The organism is Sandaracinus amylolyticus (genome assembly GCF_021631985.1).
Lineage (GTDB): Bacteria > Myxococcota_A > Polyangia > Polyangiales > Sandaracinaceae > Sandaracinus > Sandaracinus amylolyticus_A.
This window is the reverse complement of the sequence record NZ_CP070225.1, coordinates 5,306,054-5,322,355: the sequence shown is the minus strand read 5'-3', so window position 1 is coordinate 5,322,355 and position 16,302 is coordinate 5,306,054. Positions and strand designations below refer to the sequence as shown.

Sequence of the window (16,302 nt, the reverse complement as noted above, 5' to 3'; positions counted from 1 at the left end):
CGCTCACGGGCGCTCGCCGAACATCCAGCGCAGCGCGAGCGGCGCGCCGAGGAACGGCCACGACACCAGCAGCACGACCATCGGGATCGCGGTGTCCTCGTCACCCCAGCCCACGATCGCCCACGCGAGCCACACGCCGACCGGCGCGAGCAGCGACGAGAGCCATGCGCGCCCGTTCGTCGGGAGCCGACGCAGCTTGGTCCGCAGCAGCACGAGATCTGCGCTGAGCAGCCCGACCACGATCATCGCGGCGTAGAAGCTCGAGGACAGCAGCACGAGCAGCCACGCGTCGAGGCGCTCGCCGTTCGGCAGCACCAGCGCGGACTGCGCGAGCTGCAGGAGCGACACGATGGTCCACGTCGTCGCGAAGGGACCGACGAGCGTGGGACGGAGCCAGGGCGTGAAGTCGTTCATGCGTCTCTCCGACCGAGAGTCTACGCCGGGTTGGCCCTCGAACCTCCCGCTCCCTGCGTGGTACACCGCGCGCGATGTCCGCCGCGTTCCCGCCGCTCACCGCGTTCATGCCGCATCGCCCGCCGATGTTGATGCTCGACGCGCTCGTCGCGTGCAGCGACACCGAGGCGGTCTGCACCAAGACGTTCCGCGAGGGCGAGCTCTTCGTCGAGCCGAGCGGCGAGGTGAGCGCGCTCGTGACGCTCGAGCTCTTCGCCCAGGCGGCGGCCGCGCACTTCGGGTACCTCGGGATGACGCGCGGCTCCGGCATGTCGTCGGGCGCGCTGCTCGGCACGCGCAAGCTCGAGATGAGCGAGGGCACGCTGCGCGTCGGCGAGCCGCTCGAGGTGCGCGTGACGCAGGTGATGTTCATGCCGCCCGCCGCGCAGTACGAGTGCGTGCTCGTGCGCGCGGGCCAGACGATCGCGAAGGGCACGATCAACGTCGCGATGGGGATCGCGACCGGGGCAGGGGAGCAGCGATGAAGGACCGCAGCCCGAAGGAGAAGCCCAGGGCGCTCGTGACCGGCGCGAGCCGCGGCATCGGCGCGGCGATCGCGGTGTCGCTCGCGCGCGCGGGGTACCCGGTGATCGTGCAGTACCGATCGAACGACGACGCCGCGCACGCGGTGAAGGAATCGATCGAGAAGGAGGGCGGGCGCGCCGAGCTCTCGCGCTTCGACGTCGCGGACGCGGAGAGCGCGAGCGCGTCGATGGCGAAGCTGCTCGAGGGCGGGCCCATCGGCGTGCTCGTGAACAACGCGGGCGTCACCGCGGACGCGCCGTTCCCCGCGATGAATCTCTCGCAGTGGCAGACGGTCACGCGCACCACGCTCGACGGTTTCTACAACGTGACGCAGCCGCTCGTGATGCCGATGGTGCGCGCGCGCTGGGGCCGCATCGTGAACATCGCGAGCGTGTCGGGCGTGATCGGCAACCGCGGTCAGGTGAACTACTCGGCCGCGAAGGCGGGCCTGATCGGCGCGACCAAGGCGCTCGCGCAGGAGATGGCGAAGCGCAACGTCACCGTGAACGCGGTCGCGCCCGGCCCGGTCGAGACCGACATGTTCCAGGGCGCGCTCGCGCAGGGCACGCCGCTCGACGAGGTGCTCAAGCACATCCCGATGCGGCGGATCGGCAAGCCCGAGGACGTCGCCGCGATCGTGGCGTTCCTGTGCAGCGATGCGGCGGGGTACATCACCGGGCAGGTCATCGGAGTGAACGGCGGGATGTGCTGAGCCGCACCCTCCTGCGTTGGAACGCGGCGTGGTAGGAGATCGGACCGCCATGTCCGACGAGCGCGAGGCGCCTCGCTACACGCGCGAGGAGGTCGAAGAGATCCTGCGGCGCGCCGCCGAGCGCACGCACGATCGCGGGGACGCGCTGCGGCACGACGAGCTCGTCGCGGCCGCGCGCGAGGCCGGCATCGACGTGTCGGCGGTCGAGAGCGCGGCGGGCGAGCTCGCGGAGCGCCGCGAGGATCGGCTCGCGGTCGAGGCCTGGAAGGCGGCGCGGCGGCGTCGCTTCGCGTCGCACTTGCTCACGTGGCTCGTCGTCAACGCGGGGCTCTTCCTGCTCGACGTGCTCGGAGGGCCCGGGTGGTGGTTCTTCTATCCGCTGCTCGGATGGGGCATCGCAGTGGCGCTGCAGGGGGTGGGCGCGCTCCGCGAGCCGACACCCGCGCAGATCGAGCGTGTGACGCGCAAGGAGCGACGGCGCCGCGAGGCCGAGCGCAAGCGCGAGGTGCGGCGGATGGAGCGCGAGGCGCGACGTCACCGCGATCGCGACGATCGTGATCGCCGCAAGCGCATCGAGAAGGAGTTCGAGCGCGCGGTCGAGAGCGGCGTGAGCGCGCTGCTGCAGGCCGCGACGAAGCACCTCGACAAGGCGACGCGGCGCGACGAAGGCCCGCTGCCCGACACCGAGTTCAACCGCTACGTGACACGCAAGAAGGGCGGTCCGACCGGCGCGCGCGTGGGCGACGTCGGCGGCGATGGAGACGGGCGCGGTCCGCGCGTGCGCGTCGATCACGACGAGGACTTCGACGACGAGGACGAGCGCGACGAGCGACGAGGCACGTCGCGCAAGCTCCGTCGCTGAGGAACCTGGCACTCCCGCTGGACCGCGGTGAATCGGTGGCCCGGGGGGGCGTCGTAGAGATATTCTCGACGTCTCTATGAGCGCTTCGTTCGATGGGGCGATGTTCGATGTGGTGATCTGCGGCGGAGGCCTCGCGGGCCTCACGCTCGCGCGGCAGCTACGCCGCGAGGTGCCGCGCGCGAAGGTCGCGGTGGTGGAGCGCCAGCGTCGTCCGCTGCCCGACGCCGCGCACAAGGTCGGCGAGTCGAGCGTCGAGCTCTCGTCGCACTACTTCGGGGTCGTGCTCGGCCTCGGCGACTACCTGCGCAAGAACCACCTGATCAAGAACGGGCTGCGGTTCTTCCCGGGAGGCGGCCGCACCCATCGCCTCGAGGAGCGCACCGAGATCGGCCCGCCGCAGATGCCGAAGGTGCCCTCGTTCCAGCTCGATCGCGGGCGCCTCGAGAACGATCTGCGCGCGATGGTCGAGGCCGACGGGGTGACGTTGCTCGAGGGCTTCTCGGTGCGCGACATCCGCTTCGGCTCCTCTCCCGAGCAACAGCCTCACGAGGTCGTCGTCAGCGAGGGCTCGCAGGGCGAGCACCAGACGTTGCGCGCGCGCTGGGTCGTCGATGCCGCGGGGCGCGCCGCGCTCATCCGCAAGAAGCTCGATCTCACGCGCCCGAGCGGGCACCTCGCGAACAGCTCGTGGTACCGCGTGAAGGGCAAGCTCGACGTCGGCGACTACGTGCCCGAGAGCGAGCGCGGATGGCACGCACGCGACTCCGAGCACATCCGCTGGCTCTCGACGGTGCACTTCATGGGCACCGGGTACTGGCTCTGGCTCATCCCGCTCTCGACCGGGCACACCAGCGTCGGCGTCGTGGTCCACGACGAGGTGCATCCCTTCGACACGATCCGCACGCTCGAGAAGACGAAGCAGTGGATCGCGCACCACGAGCCGCGCATCTGGGAGCAGATCGGGCACCACGAGGCCGAGGACTTCCTCTGCTTGCGCCACTACTCGCACGGCAGCGTGCAGGTGTACTCGACGGATCGCTGGTCGTGTGTGGGCGAGGCCGGGCCCTTCGCAGATCCGTTCTACTCGCCGGGCTCCGACTTCATCGCGCTCGGCAACTGCTTCACGACCGAGCTGATCCGCATGGACCTCGCGGATGACGCGTCGTGGAAGGCGCGCGCCGAGGAGTACGACGGGTTCTACCTGCGCTTCTTCGACGTCGCGTGCGAGACCTATCGCAAGGCCGCGCCCTGCTACGGCCAGCCGCGCGCGATGGCGGCGAAGATCTACTGGGACGACTTCAACTACTGGTCGTTCGTCTGCCAGTACTTCTTCAAGGAGCTCTGGAAGCTCCCGCCCGCCGAGCACGCGCGCTTCGTGGAGATCGCGAAGGGCTTCGCGACGCTGAGCTTCCGCGCGCAGAAGCTGGTCTCGGAGTGGGCGAAGCGCGCGCACGACGAGCCGCGCCCGGTGCACGTGACGCTGCCTCCGATTCCGTCGCTGCTCGCGAACCTGCACCTCGATCTCGAGAAGGCGATGACGCCCGACGAGACGCACGCGTACATGACCGAGAAGCTCGCGCTCGCGGAGGAGCTGCTGCACGAGATGGTGCTGCGCGCGCTCGTCTCGCTGGGGCCGACGAAGGGCGTCGAGGTCGCGCGCGAGGTCGATCTCGCGAGCTGGGGATCGCGGGTGTCGGATGCGCGGCTCGACGCGGAGGAGGCCGAGGGTGGCGCGCGCCGTCGCGCGCTCTCGCTCGTCGCGCGTGACTTCGAGCGCTGCGTCGGTCGCGCCGACAAGCACCCCGAGGTGAGCTCGGTGCGCGGCCTCGTCGCTCACGTGTACGCGTCGATCACGGAGGCCGCCGAGTGACCCGCCGGGCTGCGCTGCTCGCGATGATCGCCGCGCTCTCCGCGGCGACCCTCGCGCGCGCGCAGCTCGTCGAGCCGCCGAGCGAGCCCGGCGACTTCTCGCTCGAGGAGACCTCGGGACAGACGCGGACGCTCGCGTCGGTGCGCGGTCGCGTGGTGATCGTCTTCTACGAGGATCGCGATCACACGTCGGTGAACCACGCGTTCAAGGAGACGCTCCACCGCTTCGTGATCGACAACCACCTGCAGCAGCAGGCGACGACCTACGCGGTGGCCGACGTGCACGGCATCGACGGCATCGTGCGCGACATGGCGCGCGGCGCGATCCGCACGATCGCGCAGCGCTACGGGATCCAGATCCTGCTCGACTGGGACGGTGCGCTGCGTCGCGCGCCGTTCTCGCTGCGCGGCGGAGAGGCGAACGTCGCGCTGATCGATCGTCAGGGTCGCGTGCGATGGCGCCACGCGGGGGCGATCGGAGAGACGGAGCGCACGTCGTTCTTCCGCACGTTCCGCCAGCTCCTGCGCGAGCCCGCGCCGACTCCCTGACCGGCCGAGCACGAGCAAGCGGGGCTGGGGCCCCGCGCGCAGCGTTGAGGGTGGGGGGACCCGATCCGGCTCCGCCGGTCGGGGGGAGGGGTCTTCCAAGACCCCTCCGGAAATCAAAGCGGATAGCGCGCGACGTACGGGTGCTCGGTGATCGAGCTCGGTGCGCATCCGCGCGCGAGCGTCGGCGAGATCACGCCGGTGATCGTGCACTCCTCGGCGAGCGCCGAGAGCCGCACGCGTCCGAGCCCGCCGTCGCCGCCCGCGTTCGCGCTGCTGCCACCACCGCCGATCCCGCCGAGCGCGCTCACCACGCCGTCGATCCGCAGCGCAGGCGCCGCGAGGTACACGACGCCGCCCGATCCCGCGCCGCCGCTGTGATCGCCGCTGCCCGGACCGTGCCCGCCGTCGCCGCCGTCGGCGCGCACCGCACCGCTCGACGTGATCTCGATGCGCGTCGGGCTCGAGATGCGCACCGCGCCTCCGCCACCCCCGCCGCCGCCCGAGCCCGAGACGTACGCGCCGCCCGCGCCACCGCCGGCGCTCCCCGGGCGGAACGTCGTCGCCACCGCGAGATCCGCCGCGGCCTGCTGTCCGATCGATCCGCCACCACCCCCGCGACATCCCGCGGGCGCGCCACCCGAGTACGCGCCGAACGCGTGGCCACCCTCGGCGGGCACGCACCCGCTCGCGACGCACCCCGCGCCACCTGCGTTGCCGGCCGCCGATCCACCCGCACCGCCGGCGCGCATGCTCTGGTAGTCGCAGCCGCCTCCGCCGCCCGCGTAGCCGCCGCCTCCTCCGCCCGCGCCGGTCGCGAGCCCGCCTGCGCCGCCGCCGAAGGCTCCGCCGAGCGAGCACGACGGCGACCCCGACACACCGGTGCCGCCCGCCGCGCCGGTGCCGCCGCTCCCGGGCGTCCCGCACTCGCTCACCTCGGCGTCGAAGTCCACGCCGATCGCCAGCGGATTGCCGGTCGCGCCGCCGCCGCCCGAGTCGGACGCGGGGAACGCCGCGCTCCCTCGACCACCGCGCGCGCCCGACACGTCGACGCGCCCCGCGATGATCACGTCGCCCGTCGCGCGAAGCTCGAGCACGCCGCTGCCCGACGTCGTGACCACCACCCCCTCGGGGATCGTGATCGTCGTGAAGTGGTGCACGCCGGGCGAGAGCACCACGTCCGCGCTGGGCGCGAACGCGCCTTCCGATCCGCTGCTCGCGAACACCGGTGTCTCGCACGAGCGATCGATGCAGATCTCGCCCGCGGTGCCGCAGCTCACGCCGCACGCGCCGCAGCTCGTCGCGTCACGCGCGATCGAGACCTCGCAGCCGTCGGTGATGTCGCCGTCGCAGTTCTCGTAGCCGCTCGTGCAGTCGGCGACGCACGCCCCGAGGCGACAGTCGCGCGTGGCGTTCGGTCGGTTCGAGCACACGCGACCGCACGCGCCGCAGCTCAGCACGTCCGAGTAGACGTCGGCCTCGCAGCCGTTGCTCGCCTCGCCGTCGCAGTCGCCGTAGCCGTCCTCGCAGTCGAAGCCGCAGCGACCCATCGTGCACGCGGCCACGGCGCGAGCTCCGCCGGGGCACTCGGTCCCGCACGCGCCGCAATTCGCAGGGTCGGTCGCGATCGAGATCTCGCATCCGTCGTCGACCTCGTCGTCGCAGTCGCGCCAGCCGCGCCCGCACGCGTCGATCGTGCACGCGCCCGCGTCACACGCGCCGATCGCGTGCGCGAGGAAGCAGAGCGCGCCCGAGCTCTCGTCGACGTCTCCGTCGCAGTCGTCGTCCTCGCCGTTGCACACCTCGCGCTGCGCGGGGTTGTGCTCGGGCGCTGTGTCGTCGCAGTCGCCGTCGCGCGGCGCGCGGCCGGCGATCGGCTCGCACGCGCGCATCGCTTCGCTCGCGCCGTCGCCGTAGCCGTCTCCGTCGGCATCGACGTACCAGCTCGTGACGCGGCACACGTCGTCGGCGGCCGCGTCGCAGTCGTTGTCGACTCCGTCGACGAGCTCGGGCGCGCCGGGGCGCACGTCGGGGTTGCGATCGTCGCAGTCCGCGACGCTCTCGTCCTCGCTGCACGCGGCGTCGGGGCGGAGATCGTGATCGTCGTCCTCGTAGTCGCCGCGATCGACGCGGAAGTCCGCGCGCCCGTTGCAGTCGTCGTCCTCGCCGTTGCAGCGCTCGGCGGCCGCGGGATGCACCTCCGCGTCGCCGTCGTCGCAGTCGAGCGCGATCAGCACGTGCCCGGCGGGCGGAGCGCACGCGCGCGAGGTCGCGCTGGGATCGCCGAACCCGTCACCGTCGGCGTCGCGGTACCAGGTGAGCGTCGAGGTCGCCTCGTCGACGGTGCCGTCGCAGTCGTCGTCGCGTCCGTTGCACGCCTCGGACTGCGAGCCGTGACGCTGCGCGTCCGCGTCGTCGCAGTCGTCGTCGACCGCGGAGAAGCGCGCGTCGCCGGGGCACGCCATGCGAGGGGACGCGGGATCACCGTGCAGATCGCCGTCGGCATCGAGGAACCCCGAGGCCTGCACGCGCTCGTCGATCGTCTCGTCGCAGTCGTTGTCGAAGCCGTCGCAGATCTCGCTCGAGGTCGGCGACACGGCGCGCTCGAGATCGTTGCAGTCGTCGCCGCACGCGAGGATGCCGTCGCCGCGATCGTTGCAGCACGCCTCGTCGGCGTATCCGTCGGCGTCGCGATCGAGCGCGCCGAGCGTGGTGGGATCGCAGTCCTCGTCGACGTGCTCGGGATCGCAGATCTCGGTCGCCTCCGGGAAGACGTGGCGGTCGGAGTCGTCGCAGTCGTCGCCGCCGCAGTCGATCGCGATCGCGCCGTCGCCGTCGGCGTCCTCGGTCACCGCGCACATGGTCGTGCACCGATCGGCGTCCTCGTCGCACGCCTGTCCGATCGCGCACGCGGGCTCCGCCGCGGGCACGCAGCCGCGCGCGTCGGCGCCCGCGCCCCGTGGCGCGCAGCGCTCGACGCCGTTGCAGAAGCGCCCGTCGCTGCACTCGGCGTCGCTCGCGCACTCGACGCGCGCGTCGGTGTCGTCCTGTGTGCTCGCGTCGACGTCCTGCTCGGGTTGTCCGCACGCCGCGAGCGCGACCAGCGCCCCGATCACGTACCCACGGAAGATGTCGTTCCCCACGGTACGACTGTCGCGCGGGGCCGCGCGACGGTCGCTCTCGTGCTCGGCGATTTCAGGACGATTCAGATCGGGCGATCCGCCGTCAGATCGCGCTCATCGGGCCACGATCATCGCGAATCGGCCGGGCCGCGCGCGAGAGAGCGCCGGGGCGATCTCCTGCGGTCCGATCATCACCACCGGCGCGTCGCCGAGGCGGAACGCCTGTGCAGCGCGCGCCACGTCGTCGCGCCCGAGCGACGCGAGCGCCGCATCGAGCCGCGCGTGGTCCGCGAGCGATGTCCCGCGGAGGAACGCGTACGCGAGCGCGGAGGCCACGCCGGCGCGCGACTCGAGCTGGGTCCGCAGGATCGCGCGCTCCATGCTCACCGCGGTCGCGAGCTCGTCGTCCTCGATGCGCCCGGGCGTTCGCATGCGCGCGAGCTCGCCCTCGAACACCTGCAGCGTCTCGAGCAGTCGATCGCCGCGGACCGTGCACTCGATGCGAACCGCCGAGTGATCCGCCGAGATGCCGAGCTCCGCCGAGACGCCGTACGACAAGCCGCGGCGCTCGCGCATCTCGAGGTTCATGCGCGACGAGAACATCCCGCCGAGCATCCGCGTGAGCACCGCGAACGCGGGGAACCCCGGCTCGGCCGGGCCGGGGCCGCGCTCGACGATCATCAGCGAGCCCTCCGACGAGCGCACCGGCACGAGGAGCAGGTTGCGCTCGGGCGGCGGGAACGTCGGCCGCGGCGCGGCGGGCACGACGTCGCCGGTGCGCGCCCATGCGCCGAGCGTGCCCTGGACGTGCGCGAACGCCTCTTCGGGCGTGATGTCGCCCGCGATCGCAATCGTCGTCGCCGCAGGCACGAGCCCGCGGCGGCGCTGGGCGATGCAGTCGCCGCGCTGGAGGCGCTCGACGTGCATCGCGCTGCCGTAGGACGGCGCGGAGCGCGGATCGTGCGGGCCGTAGAGCGATGCGATCGCGCTCAGGCTCGCGATGCGACCCACGGTCTGGGCGCGTGCGACGAGCTCGCGGTGCCCGACGCGCGCGAGCTCGACGTCGGCGGGGTAGCACTCCTCGGCGCGCAGCACGGCCGAGAGCATCGTCAGCGCGGTGACGATCTCGGCGCTCGGCACCTGCATCGAGACGACCAGGCCGTCGCTGCCGACCGACACCTGGGGGACCGGCAGCTCGCGACCTCGCGCCGCGAGCGCCATGCGCTCGAGCTCTCGCTCGATCACGCGCGCGGTCAGCGACGCCGCGCCGCGCGGTGCTGCGGGGTCGTGCACGTGGAACGCGCGCGACGCGAGCACGATCGCCACCAGCGGCAGCTCGCGGCGCGGCACCACCTGCACGTCGAGCCCCGTCGCGAGCGTCGTCCGGTGCACCTCGGGCACCTCGAGCAGCGGGAGCGTCGCGAGCGGCGGGGCCGCGCGCGATGCCTCGTCGGGCGTGCGCACCAGCGGACGGCGCGGCGCGGGCAACGTCGCGCGCGTCGCGCCTCCGCAGCCTGCGTGCACCGCGGCGAGCGCGAGCACGAGCACGAGCATCGACGATCTCATCGCGACCTCCGCGCGTGCTGCGTCGTCACCACGCGGCCGCCCTCGGGCACGCCCGGCGTGGCATCGAGCGAGACCACGATGCGGCGATCGAGCGGCAGGAACGCGCGCACCGCGCGCGAGGTGCGCTCGGCGTCGACCTGCGCGTAGCGGCGCGCATCGGACGCGACGGTGTACGGCGTGCCGTCGTGCCAGCGCAGCGAGAGCAGCTCCGCGCGCGCCGCGGTGCGCTCCATGCGCTGCACCAGCCGGTCGAACCACACCTGATCCACGCGCCGCACGAGCGCGGGGTCGACGCCCTCGCGCAGACGCGCGACCTCCGCGTCGATCACCGCGAGCGCCTCGGCCGTGCCGCGATCGCGCGGGAGCACCACGCCCGCGGTGAACTCGGATCCTCGTTCGCGGCTCATCTGCCCGGCCCACACGCCGATCGCGAGGCCGCGCTCGACCAGCGCGAGGCGCAGCCGCTCTTCGAGGATGTGCGCGACCACGTCGAGCTCGGCGTCGCCCGGCGCGCCGTACGCCGGCGTCGGCCAGATCACCCGCAGCTCGTCGTTCGTGTGGTCGACCTCGATCACGATGCGCGTCTCGTCCTCCAGTCGGACCCGCGGCGGGGCCGTGCGTGCGGGCCGAGGCGCCGAGCGACGGATGCTCCCGAACCAGCGCTCGATCTGCGCACGCGCCGGCGCGGGATCGAACCCGCCGGAGATCACCAGCGTCGCGTTCGCGGGCTGGTAGTACGACTGCACGAACCACTGCACGTGCGCGAGCCGGATCGCCTCGAGGTCGGAGGGGCGCTCGTCGACGTCGCGGTAGGGATGCTCTTCGGGATAGAGCGCGCGCGCGATCACGGAGGGCAGCAGCCCGTGCGCGCTCAGCACGTCGTGCTCGATGCGCTCGCGGGCGACGACGCGACGCTGCTCCGCGACGTTCGCCTCGTCGAGCACCGAGAGCAGGTACGCCATGCGATCGCTCTCGAGGAAGAGCGCGGTCTCGAGGCGCTCCGAGGGCAGCGTCTGGTGGTACTCGGTGCGATCGAGCGAGGTCGTCGCGTTGCGATCGAGGCTTCCCGCGCGCTCGAGCCACGGGATGTACGCGTCGCTCGGCACGTGCAGCGAGCCCTCGAACATCAGGTGCTCGGCGAGGTGCGCGAGGCCGGTCCACCCGGGGCGCTGATCCGCCGCGCCGACGTGGTAGGTGACCTGCACCGTGACCTCGCGCCGGCCCGGGAGCGGATCGAGGATCACCTCGAGCCCGTTCTCGAGCACGTAGCGCTCGGGGTCGGGGATCTCGAGCGCGAAGCGCTGGGGGTCACGCGCGACCTGGGCGTGTGCCGACAGCGTGGTCGTGAGGAGGAGGATCGCGCACGCGGGAGCAATCGCGGCGTGCGCGCGGGATGGGGCGTTCATGGCGGGGCGTGATGTAGCAGCGATCGCGCGTGCGATGCACGGCGCTCGATCACGTCGCCCACGGCCCGAACACCTCGACGTCGACGCCCGGGCTCCAGTGCACGATCTCGGGCGCGCGCTGCAGCGCGGGCAGCCCTGCCGCCGCCGTGAGCGTCTGCTCGAGCCGGTGCACGCGCGCACGATGCGCGGGGTAGGGCAGGTGGTGCACCTGGCCCTCGAGGATGCGCCCGCGGTGCGCGGCGAAGAGCAGGTAGCGCTCGAGCAGGAAGTGCTCGAACGTGCCCGGCGCCGAGGCGCCGATCGCGTCGTCGATCTCGTACTCGACGTCGAACCGCGCATCGTGCCCGCGGCGCGACGACGTGTACCTCACGCGCGCGCCCTCGCGCTCGGTGCGCATGCGCGCGTGCCAGTACGGCAGCGACCACCCGAGGCGCGCCGCGCGCACTGCGAGCCACGAGCTCGCCTCGAGCGAGAAGAACCACACGCCGGGGCGCCCGCGGTGGTGCACGTAGGTACGGAGGTTGAGCTCGAGGAAGTCGAGCGCCATCGCGCGCGGGAGCCACGAAGGACGGATCTCCTCCATGCGGAACGGCACCGCGCCGATCCACGCGCGGCCTTCCCACGGGTCGAGCTCGAGCGACGCGGGCACGAGCGGTCGCACCTCGTCGAGCGTCACGCTCCAGTGGACGAAGAGCAGCTCGCGCCATCGCTGCGTGCCTGCGTTCGGGCCCTCGGGCCGCCGCGTCGGGGCGATGCGATCGAGCGTCATCGATCGCGATCATGCGCGAACCGCTCGGCGAATGCGCGGAACGTCGCGCCCTCCTCGGACGTGTCGAGCACGCTGAAGCGCACCTCGTCGAAGACGCCCGCGTGGCTGCCCTCGAGCGCGGTCGCGAAGAGCCCTGCGACCTCGACCGGATCGTTGCGGAACACGCCGCACCCGAACGCACCGAGCACGAGCGTGCGATGACCGTGCGCCGCAGCGACGTCGAGGATGCGCGCGATGCGCTCGGCCATGACCGGCGCGGTCTCCTCGTCGGGATCGAGGTCGCGCCGGTTCGGCGCCGCGGCCACGAGGAACGTGCACGGCCACGGCGACTCGAGGAGCGTGCCCGCGTCGTCGCGCAGCACCGGCACGTCGGGCGCGTGGATCACGTGGTGCGAGTAGTACGGAGCGCGGTGCGCGCGGTGGTGCTCGTAGAAGGGCGAGCCTTCCTCGCACGCGTAGAGCGCCGACGCGCGCGCGAGGCTCTCCTCCTGCGCCTCGGAGCCGCCGAGGAACCCACCGCCCGGGTTGCGCGCCGAGCCGAACACGAGCGCGGCGACACGATGTCCCGCGTCGTGCAGGCGCTTCGCGCCGACGAGCGTGGTCTCGTTCGCGACGGTGATCGTCGTCGGGCGCGCGCTCGGGATCGCGCGCGGTGGCGGACGCTCCGGCGTGTGCAGCGTGGTGCCTGCGACCGCATCGGCGATCGCAGTGGTGATGTCGATCTCGCGCCCGCTCGGCGCGACGTAGCGGCCCGCCCGCAGGATCGCGACCGTCTGCTCCGCGATCTCCTGGCGACGTCTTCGGTTCGGCTTGTCGTTCATGCTTCGATGCATGACGCATCGAAGTCTTCGATGCAAGTTGCATCGAAGATCGCGAGAAGCACGAACGCCGGTGACCTCGGGCGAGATCACCGGCGTTCGTGGGATCGATCACTGCGCTTGCGCGAGCGTCGTCGTGGGCGTCGCCGCCTCCTGCGTCGTGATGCCGAGGCGGTACGCCTGGCGGCGGCCCTGCTCGTAGCTGCCGACGAAGATCTCGTAGCGGCCCGCGGGCATCTCGCCCTCGACGACCGGGTGGAACCCGTCGCTGTCGTCGTTGCAGAGGTACGTGCCGTCGGGCTTGCGCACGACGAGCGTGACGTCCGAGTCGGCCTCGGTGCCGAACGCCATGATCTTGAGGCGCGGCATCGCGGCCTGGAGATCGAGCACGTGATCGGGGCTCGAGCTCACCCAGCCCGCGCACTCGGCGTTGAGCGTCGAGGCCTCGACCGCGCCGCCCGACGTGCCGGTCGTGATCGTGGGATCGGTGAAGCCGGTCGCGATCGTGATGGTCGCGCCGCCGCCACCGGCGGGCGCAGCGCCGGGCGCCGCGGTCGTGCCCTCGGCGGGCGTCGGCGTCGTGGGCGGAGGCGTCGGCGGCGGCGTGGTGGTGGTCGTGGGCGCGGTGCCGGTGGTCTCCGCGGTCGACGCTTCTTCGGTGCTTCCACACGCGGCGAGACCGCACAGCGCGACGACGGCGATCAGGAACGAACGGATCATGTGAACCCCCGGGATCTCGAGTGGGTCATGGACCGGACCGCCTTCGGCTCGCATCGAACATCCCCCTGCGAGCGTCACCGAGTGAGCAGTCCGCCCTCGTGTGGGCAGCGACGTGGGCACCACGTCGCGCGCGACAACGGCCACACGCGTGGACTGCGCGCGTGATCAGAGCCGGTCGATCGCGGCGAGCAGCGCGTCGACCTCGTCGCTCCCGTGCACGACGAGCTCCGGCGCGAGCGGCGGCTCGTAGCTCACGCCGACGCCCGGCATCGTGCTCGACCGCGACGCGCGAGCGCGCGCGTAGAAGCCCTTGTCGTCGCGCGCCTCGGCGATCTCGGGCGGCACGTCGACGTGCACCTCGACGAAGCGCGGCGCGAGCGCGCGCGCGCGATCGCGGAACGCGCGGCGATGCGCAGTCGCGGGCACGAGCACCACGAGCCCTTGCGATGCGGCGAGCGCAGCGAGGCGAGCGAGCGTCTCGTAGAACGCGTCGCGCGCGTCGTCGTCGTAGCCGAGGCGGGGGCGCAGCGTCTCGCGCACGTCGTCGCCGTCGAGCACGAGCGTCGGGATCCCGCGCGCACGCAGCGCGTCGGCCGCGCGCCGCGCGAGCGTCGACTTGCCCGACGAGGGAAGCCCGGTGAGCCAGAGCACGACGCCGCTCGAGGCAGTGCCGCTCACCGCATCGCCTCGATGCCCATCACGGGATCGAAGCGCGGCGCGGCGAGGACGCGCTCGGCGAAGCGCAGCATCCGATCGCGATCCTCGGCGCGCAGGTGCGGATACCAGCGCGGGCTCGACACGACGAGCGCGCGCCACGCGAAGAAGGGCGCAATCGTCTCGAGCATCCCGAGATCGCCGCTCTCGCGCAGATAACGATCGAAGGTCCGCGACCACAACGCGCCGAGCCCGTCGTTCCACACGTCGCGGTGCTCGAGCCCGAAGAACAGGTGGTTGATCGTGAGCGACGCGAGATCGTCGGCGGGATCGCCCTGCGCGCCGCGGCTCGCGTCGAGCGCGATCAGCTTCTCGCCCTCGAAGAGCAGGTTGAACGGATGGAAGTCGCCGTGGGTGCGGCGCAGCCGATCGGTGCGGCGGCGCAGGCGCAGCCGGTGCTCGAGGCACGCGCGCTCGATCGCGTCGAGCCGCGCGCGCGGCGCGCCCGGCGTGTCCTCGGGGTACGCATCGGCGATCCCCGCGACGCCCTCGCCCGCGCCGATCAGATCGCGGATCGCGCGGACGTATGCGCCCTCGTGGGTGCCCGGCGTGCGATGCAGCGCGACGAGGTAGCGCACGAGCGCGTCGGCGCGAGCCACGTCGAGCTCGCGCAGCGCTCCATCGCGCCCGATGCGACGCAGATCGTCGGCATAGAGCTCGCCCTCGGCCCACTCGGTGATCAGGTACGCCTCACCGGTCGCGCGCAGCGACACCAGGGTTCCGTCGTCGCGCAGCGCGCCCACGTCGATCGCGCGCACGTGCTGCGGGAAGAGGCCGAACGTGTCGTAGGCGAGGACCTGCGCGGCGATGCGGTCGGCGCGGCGATCGTGCCCGTACTCGTCGGCTCCCGCGGTGTGGAGCACGACGTCGTGCGTCGTCCCCGTCTCGGTCGCGAGCGTGACGCGCAGCGGGTGTCCGTACCCCAGCTCCTTCTCGGTCTCGTCGCTCGGCGGATGCGCATCGGGCCCGAGCGCGCACGCCCTCACGACGCGCGCGCCCGGGAACAGCGACGCGAGGTGCGCGCGGAGCCCCGCGGGCAGCTTGTCCGATCGATCGGGCACCTCGTGCGATCTAGACGCGCCCGCCGATCACGCCACCGGTTCCCCGCGCTCGCGCAGCACGCGCGTCACCGTCGCCCACACCGCGCCTGCGTCGCTGCCCGGATCGTCCCAGCGGCCCGAGAAGCGGCCGCAGAAGCTCGACTTGAGCACGTCGGGCAGGTTCGCGCGCGGCTCCTCGCTCATCAGCGGATGCTCGAGGTACACGCACGCCTCGTCGGTGGCGCGCACCGAGAGGCTCTGTCCGAGCTCGGGCGCGTGGCGCACTGCATCGGCGATCGCGACGAGCGTCTCGACGAGCTCCTTGCCGAGCGAGGGATGACGCGCGCGCAGCAGCTTCACCTCCTCGGGCGGCGGCGGGTAGCGCATCTGGAGCGGCGCGAAACGATCGAGCTGCGCCGCGTCGATGCCGAACGTGCCCGAGAACTCTCGACCGCGGTTCACCGCCGCGACGAACTGCACGTGATCGGGGATCGTCACGAAGCGGTTCTCCACCGGATGGAACACGCGTCGCGTCGCGTCGAGCGCGGGCATCAGCGCGTTGCGCGCGCTCTCGGGGCAGCGATTGAGCTCGTCGAGGAAGACGAGATAGCGCTCGTCCTTCGTCTCGTTCGCCTGCTCGATCGCGAGGAGCACGTCGGTCTTGACGAAGTCGGTGACCGGCGCGCCCGACGCGCTCGCTCGCACCTGGATGGTCGCGAGGAAGTCGCTCGCCTCGACCACCGCGCCGCAGTTGAAGAACACGAACTCCATCCCGAGCGACTCCGCGATCGCGCGCGCGAGCGTCGTCTTGCCGCAGCCCTGGGGGCCGTCGAGCAGGATGTTGAGCCCGCTCTCGAGCAGGATCTGCAGCTTCTTCGCGACGACGGGATCGATCCACACGCCCTCGATGCGGAAGGGCGCGGGGCGCTCCCACTTCGCCTCGATGTAGCCGTGATCGGCTCGCTCGGGCTTGTGGATCGCCTCGATGCGCACGAGGCACGGGACGCCGGGCTGGATGCGCGCGTCGTCGCTGAGCACGACCTTGGGCGCGCGCCGCCCGTCGAGGTGCGTCGCGCGGTACTTGAAGCGCGAGTCCTCGACCGGGTTCGCCCAGAACGTCGCCTCCATCACCGCGCCCTCGCGGATCTCTTCGATCTCCAGCTTCGTCATGACCGCACTC

At 72.4% G+C, this 16,302-nt stretch carries 15 protein-coding genes; 5 read left to right on the top strand and 10 right to left on the bottom strand.

What is annotated here, in order from left to right:
• Nucleotides 1–3: 3 nt before the first annotated feature.
• Nucleotides 4–414 (bottom strand): hypothetical protein, encoded by a 411-nt coding sequence (locus I5071_RS22470; protein WP_236607570.1) that lies wholly within the window; start codon nucleotides 412–414, stop codon nucleotides 4–6.
• 74 nt (nucleotides 415–488) lie between these two features.
• Between I5071_RS22470 and I5071_RS22465 the strand changes: the two genes are divergently transcribed.
• From I5071_RS22465 to I5071_RS22445, 5 genes are all read left to right on the top strand, one after another.
• Nucleotides 489–938: a hypothetical protein gene (locus I5071_RS22465; RefSeq protein WP_236607569.1), complete on the top strand. Its 450-nt coding sequence runs from the start codon at nucleotides 489–491 to the stop codon at nucleotides 936–938.
• Nucleotides 935–1,690 carry a 3-oxoacyl-ACP reductase FabG gene (gene fabG / locus I5071_RS22460; RefSeq protein ID WP_236607568.1) on the top strand — a complete coding sequence of 252 codons (756 nt, stop codon included), beginning with the start codon at nucleotides 935–937 and terminating at the stop codon, nucleotides 1,688–1,690. The genes I5071_RS22465 and fabG overlap by 4 nt, the downstream gene beginning before the upstream one ends.
• Nucleotides 1,691–1,739: 49 nt before the next feature.
• On the top strand, nucleotides 1,740–2,552 hold the full coding sequence (locus I5071_RS22455) for a 2TM domain-containing protein (protein ID WP_236607567.1): 813 nt from the start codon (nucleotides 1,740–1,742) through the stop codon (nucleotides 2,550–2,552).
• 100 nt (nucleotides 2,553–2,652) lie between these two features.
• Nucleotides 2,653–4,422, top strand: a complete 1,770-nt coding sequence (locus I5071_RS22450; protein WP_236607566.1) for an NAD(P)/FAD-dependent oxidoreductase — start codon at nucleotides 2,653–2,655, stop codon at nucleotides 4,420–4,422.
• On the top strand, nucleotides 4,419–4,970 hold the full coding sequence (locus I5071_RS22445; RefSeq protein ID WP_236607565.1) for a peroxiredoxin family protein: 552 nt from the start codon (nucleotides 4,419–4,421) through the stop codon (nucleotides 4,968–4,970). Before I5071_RS22450 ends, I5071_RS22445 begins: the two co-directional genes overlap by 4 nt.
• A 113-nt stretch (nucleotides 4,971–5,083) precedes the next feature.
• Here the strand turns inward: I5071_RS22445 and I5071_RS22440 are convergent, their stop codons facing one another.
• From I5071_RS22440 to I5071_RS22400, 9 genes are all read right to left on the bottom strand, one after another.
• Nucleotides 5,084–8,110: a putative metal-binding motif-containing protein gene (locus I5071_RS22440; RefSeq protein WP_236607564.1), complete on the bottom strand. Its 3,027-nt coding sequence runs from the start codon at nucleotides 8,108–8,110 to the stop codon at nucleotides 5,084–5,086.
• A gap of 93 nt (nucleotides 8,111–8,203) precedes the next feature.
• Nucleotides 8,204–9,655 (bottom strand): M16 family metallopeptidase, encoded by a 1,452-nt coding sequence (locus I5071_RS22435; protein ID WP_236607563.1) that lies wholly within the window; start codon nucleotides 9,653–9,655, stop codon nucleotides 8,204–8,206.
• A complete protein-coding gene (locus I5071_RS22430) occupies nucleotides 9,652–11,061 on the bottom strand; it encodes a M16 family metallopeptidase (protein ID WP_236607562.1) in 1,410 nt (469 codons plus the stop codon). Before I5071_RS22430 ends, I5071_RS22435 begins: the two co-directional genes overlap by 4 nt.
• A gap of 49 nt (nucleotides 11,062–11,110) precedes the next feature.
• Nucleotides 11,111–11,830 (bottom strand): YqjF family protein, encoded by a 720-nt coding sequence (locus I5071_RS22425; protein ID WP_236607561.1) that lies wholly within the window; start codon nucleotides 11,828–11,830, stop codon nucleotides 11,111–11,113.
• Nucleotides 11,827–12,651, bottom strand: a complete 825-nt coding sequence (locus I5071_RS22420; RefSeq protein WP_236607560.1) for a TIGR02452 family protein — start codon at nucleotides 12,649–12,651, stop codon at nucleotides 11,827–11,829. The genes I5071_RS22425 and I5071_RS22420 overlap by 4 nt, the downstream gene beginning before the upstream one ends.
• A 108-nt stretch (nucleotides 12,652–12,759) precedes the next feature.
• Nucleotides 12,760–13,368, bottom strand: coding sequence for a hypothetical protein (locus tag I5071_RS22415; RefSeq protein ID WP_236607559.1), 609 nt, complete (start codon nucleotides 13,366–13,368; stop codon nucleotides 12,760–12,762).
• Between the two features lie 165 nt (nucleotides 13,369–13,533).
• Nucleotides 13,534–14,046 (bottom strand): adenylyl-sulfate kinase, encoded by a 513-nt coding sequence (locus I5071_RS22410; RefSeq protein ID WP_236607558.1) that lies wholly within the window; start codon nucleotides 14,044–14,046, stop codon nucleotides 13,534–13,536.
• The gene (locus tag I5071_RS22405; RefSeq protein WP_236607557.1) at nucleotides 14,043–15,143 is read right to left on the bottom strand and encodes a phosphotransferase family protein; all 1,101 of its coding nucleotides are present in this window, start codon (nucleotides 15,141–15,143) and stop codon (nucleotides 14,043–14,045) included. Before I5071_RS22405 ends, I5071_RS22410 begins: the two co-directional genes overlap by 4 nt.
• A gap of 27 nt (nucleotides 15,144–15,170) precedes the next feature.
• Nucleotides 15,171–16,292, bottom strand: coding sequence for an AAA family ATPase (locus tag I5071_RS22400; RefSeq protein ID WP_236607556.1), 1,122 nt, complete (start codon nucleotides 16,290–16,292; stop codon nucleotides 15,171–15,173).
• Between the last annotated feature and the right edge of the window lie 10 nt (nucleotides 16,293–16,302).

Excerpts from the sequence above, each read along its gene's own strand:
- I5071_RS22470 (WP_236607570.1), bottom strand. The coding sequence starts at position 414 with ATGAACGACTTCACGCCCTGGCTCCGTCCCACGCTCGTCGGTCCCTTC.
- I5071_RS22465 (WP_236607569.1), top strand. The coding sequence starts at position 489 with ATGTCCGCCGCGTTCCCGCCGCTCACCGCGTTCATGCCGCATCGCCCG.
- fabG (WP_236607568.1), top strand. The coding sequence starts at position 935 with ATGAAGGACCGCAGCCCGAAGGAGAAGCCCAGGGCGCTCGTGACCGGC.
- I5071_RS22455 (WP_236607567.1), top strand. The coding sequence starts at position 1,740 with ATGTCCGACGAGCGCGAGGCGCCTCGCTACACGCGCGAGGAGGTCGAA.
- I5071_RS22450 (WP_236607566.1), top strand. The coding sequence starts at position 2,653 with ATGTTCGATGTGGTGATCTGCGGCGGAGGCCTCGCGGGCCTCACGCTC.
- I5071_RS22435 (WP_236607563.1), bottom strand. The coding sequence starts at position 9,655 with ATGAGATCGTCGATGCTCGTGCTCGTGCTCGCGCTCGCCGCGGTGCAC.
- I5071_RS22430 (WP_236607562.1), bottom strand. The coding sequence starts at position 11,061 with ATGAACGCCCCATCCCGCGCGCACGCCGCGATTGCTCCCGCGTGCGCG.
- I5071_RS22425 (WP_236607561.1), bottom strand. The coding sequence starts at position 11,830 with ATGACGCTCGATCGCATCGCCCCGACGCGGCGGCCCGAGGGCCCGAAC.
- I5071_RS22420 (WP_236607560.1), bottom strand. The coding sequence starts at position 12,651 with ATGAACGACAAGCCGAACCGAAGACGTCGCCAGGAGATCGCGGAGCAG.
- I5071_RS22415 (WP_236607559.1), bottom strand. The coding sequence starts at position 13,368 with ATGATCCGTTCGTTCCTGATCGCCGTCGTCGCGCTGTGCGGTCTCGCC.
- I5071_RS22400 (WP_236607556.1), bottom strand. The coding sequence starts at position 16,292 with ATGACGAAGCTGGAGATCGAAGAGATCCGCGAGGGCGCGGTGATGGAG.